Raw genomic sequence first — 2,628 nt, 5'->3', positions numbered from 1 at the left:
CATGACGCGACGCCTCTCCCTCCCCGCCCCGGGGAGGGTGGTCGGAGCGAAGCGGAGACCGGGTGGGGAGGGCAAGGCGATGCTGGGCGCCGCGCTCTGTGTCCGCCCCCTCCACCACTAAGTGGTTCCCCTCCCCCGTGAACGGGGGAGGATTGAGGGGTGTGGATGCTCAGCCTGGCCGCCCCCACCCGGCTTCGCCTGCGGCTCAGCCACCCTCCCCGGGACGGGGAGGGAGAGGGTTGCGCATCTCTGTCAGACAAGTTTGCATTATAAACCAGTCTGTGAGATACGATCTCCATAGAAAAGGGAGGAGGCCGTCATGTCGGCTGTAGAGATCGATCGCGGGGACCGGCTGCACGGGCTGGATGCGCTGAGGGGCGGGGCGCTGTTGCTGGGCGTCGTGCTGCACGCCAGCATGTCCTATCTGCCGGTGACGGTATGGATCGTGCCGGACGAACAGACCTCGCCCGTGGCGGGGGCGTTGTTCTTCGCCATCCACCTGTTCCGGATGACGACCTTCTTCCTGATCGCGGGGCTGTTCGGGCACATGCTGTTGCAGCGGCGCGGATGGTGGGGGTTCGCGAAGGACCGGCTGAGCCGGATCGCCGGGCCGCTGGCGGCCTTCTGGGGGGTGGTGCTTGGGGCCATCATCGCGGTGCTGTTGTGGAAGGTGGCGCACGACAACGGCGGCAGCCTGCCGACCGATGGGCCGCCCCCGCCGCCGCTGACGGTCGCGACCTTTCCCTGGACCCATCTGTGGTTCCTGTGGCTGCTGCTGATCTTCTACGCCGTCATGCTGATGGTCCGGGCCGTGCTGGCCTGGGATCGCAAGGGCGTGGTCGGACGGCTGGCCGATAAGCTGGCGGGGCTGCTGATCGGGCCGTGGACGCCGGCGCTGCTGGCCGCGCCGCTGGCGGTGGCGTTCTGGTCCATGCCGCAGTGGTACGCCTTCTTCGGCATTCCGACGCCGGACACCGGAGTGATCCCGAACCCCGTCGCCCTGCTGGCGTTCGGCATGGCGTTCGCGGTCGGGGTGCTGCTGGATCGCCGGAGCGACCTGCTGGTCCGGATCGAGCAGTCGTGGGCGCCGATGCTGGGCGCAGCGCTGCTGAGCGGCGCGGCGGCCTTTTACCTGACCGGCGGCTGGGCGCCGAAGCTGGAGCCGATGGCGGACGGATCGATGAAGGGCGTCGCCGCCTGGACCTGTGCGCTGGCCATCTATGCCTCCACCTTCGCCGTGATCGGGCTGGCGCTGCGGTTCGCATCAGGGCGCAGCGCGGTCCGTCGCTATCTCGCGGACTCGTCGTACTGGGTCTACGTCGTGCATCTGCCGCTGGTGATGGTCGGGCAGATGCTGGTGCTGGACCTGCCCTGGCCGTGGTTCGCCAAGCTGGGCGCCGTGGCCGGCGGGGTGCTGGCGGTGTCGCTGGTGAGCTATGAGCTGCTGGTGCGTCACACGTTCATCGGCAAATGGCTGAATGGCCGCCGCGTGCCGTGGCGCAGGCCGGAGCCGCCGCCCGTGCTGGCGCCCGCCGAATAGCTTGCCAACCCCGACCGGCTCGTCCACCCCATGGGCAGAGCCGGTCGCCCGTCAGGGATTCGTCCAGAGGAACCCGCCAATGTCCGACACGTCCCGTTCGCCCGAGGCCGATCTGGCCTTCCTGCGCTCCATCGTCGAAGGCGGGGGCAAGGGCCATATGACCATGGGGGTCGCCTATCTGGCGGGTGGTTTGCTGTATGGCGGACAGTGCCTGTTCCACATCGGCCAGATCATGGGCTGGGTGCGGTGGCCGGACCTGGCCAACCTGGCCTTTGTCATCGCCATCACGGTGGCGATGGTGCTGATCCTGATCTGGGCGACGATTCAGGATCGCAAGATCGACAAGGCCGGGCCCGTCGTCACCCGCACCTTGAACGCGGCCTTCAGCGCCACCGGCATGGCCAATCTGGCGGTGATCCTGATCTTCGGCGTCGGCGCGGCGCGGGATCAGGATTTTGCGATCTGGCTGTATTATCCGGCGGTCGTGTTCGCGCTGCAGTCGGCGGCGTGGTTCGTGGCGTTCAGCCTGAAGAAGAAGGCGTGGATGCTGGCCACCGGTGTCGGCGGCTGGCTGACGGCGGTCGCGCTGGGCCTGCTGGTGCGCCAGCCCGAGGCTTATCTGGGCGTCTGCACGGCGGCGCTGTTCCTGCTGTTCGCCCTGCCGGGCTGGATCATGGTGCGCGACGCGCGCCGGCTGCGGACGGCCGCCTGATCCGTCATGAGCCTGAGCACCCTGGGACAGATCGACGAGGTGATCCACGGCCGCATGCGGCTGGGGATCATGGTCTATCTGGCCGACGCCGAAAGCGCCGACTTCACTGAGCTGAAGACCGTGCTGGAGGCGACCCAGGGCAATCTGTCGGTGCATCTGAAGAAGCTGGAGGAGGCGGGCTATGTCGCCATCGCCAAGAGCTTCGTCAACAACAAGCCGCTGACCCGCGCCTCGATCACGCCCGAGGGCCGCAAGGCCTTCGCCGCCTATCTGGAGGCGTTGGGCGGGTTGATCGGCAAGGCGGGGTGAACCCCATATCCTCCCCTGCGCAGCGGGGGAGGGGGACCGCGGAGCCCAAAGGGCGACGGGGTGGTGG

The 2,628-nt window shown here is 68.2% G+C and carries 3 protein-coding genes; all 3 read left to right on the top strand.

Annotated elements, in window-relative coordinates:
* Positions 1-319: 319 nt before the first annotated feature.
* Positions 320-1,540, top strand: a complete 1,221-nt coding sequence (locus EON91_RS14165; RefSeq protein WP_292096008.1) for an acyltransferase family protein — start codon at positions 320-322, stop codon at positions 1,538-1,540.
* 79 nt (positions 1,541-1,619) lie between these two features.
* Entirely contained in the window at positions 1,620-2,252 is a 633-nt protein-coding gene (locus EON91_RS14160) for a hypothetical protein (protein WP_292096006.1), read from the top strand.
* A 6-nt stretch (positions 2,253-2,258) separates the two neighbouring features.
* On the top strand, positions 2,259-2,561 hold the full coding sequence (locus EON91_RS14155; protein WP_292096005.1) for a transcriptional regulator: 303 nt from the start codon (positions 2,259-2,261) through the stop codon (positions 2,559-2,561).
* Positions 2,562-2,628 lie beyond the last annotated feature (67 nt).

It is taken from the genome of Brevundimonas sp. (genome assembly GCF_004210735.1).
Lineage (GTDB): Bacteria > Pseudomonadota > Alphaproteobacteria > Caulobacterales > Caulobacteraceae > Brevundimonas.
This window is presented reverse-complemented; position numbering and strand designations above follow the sequence as displayed.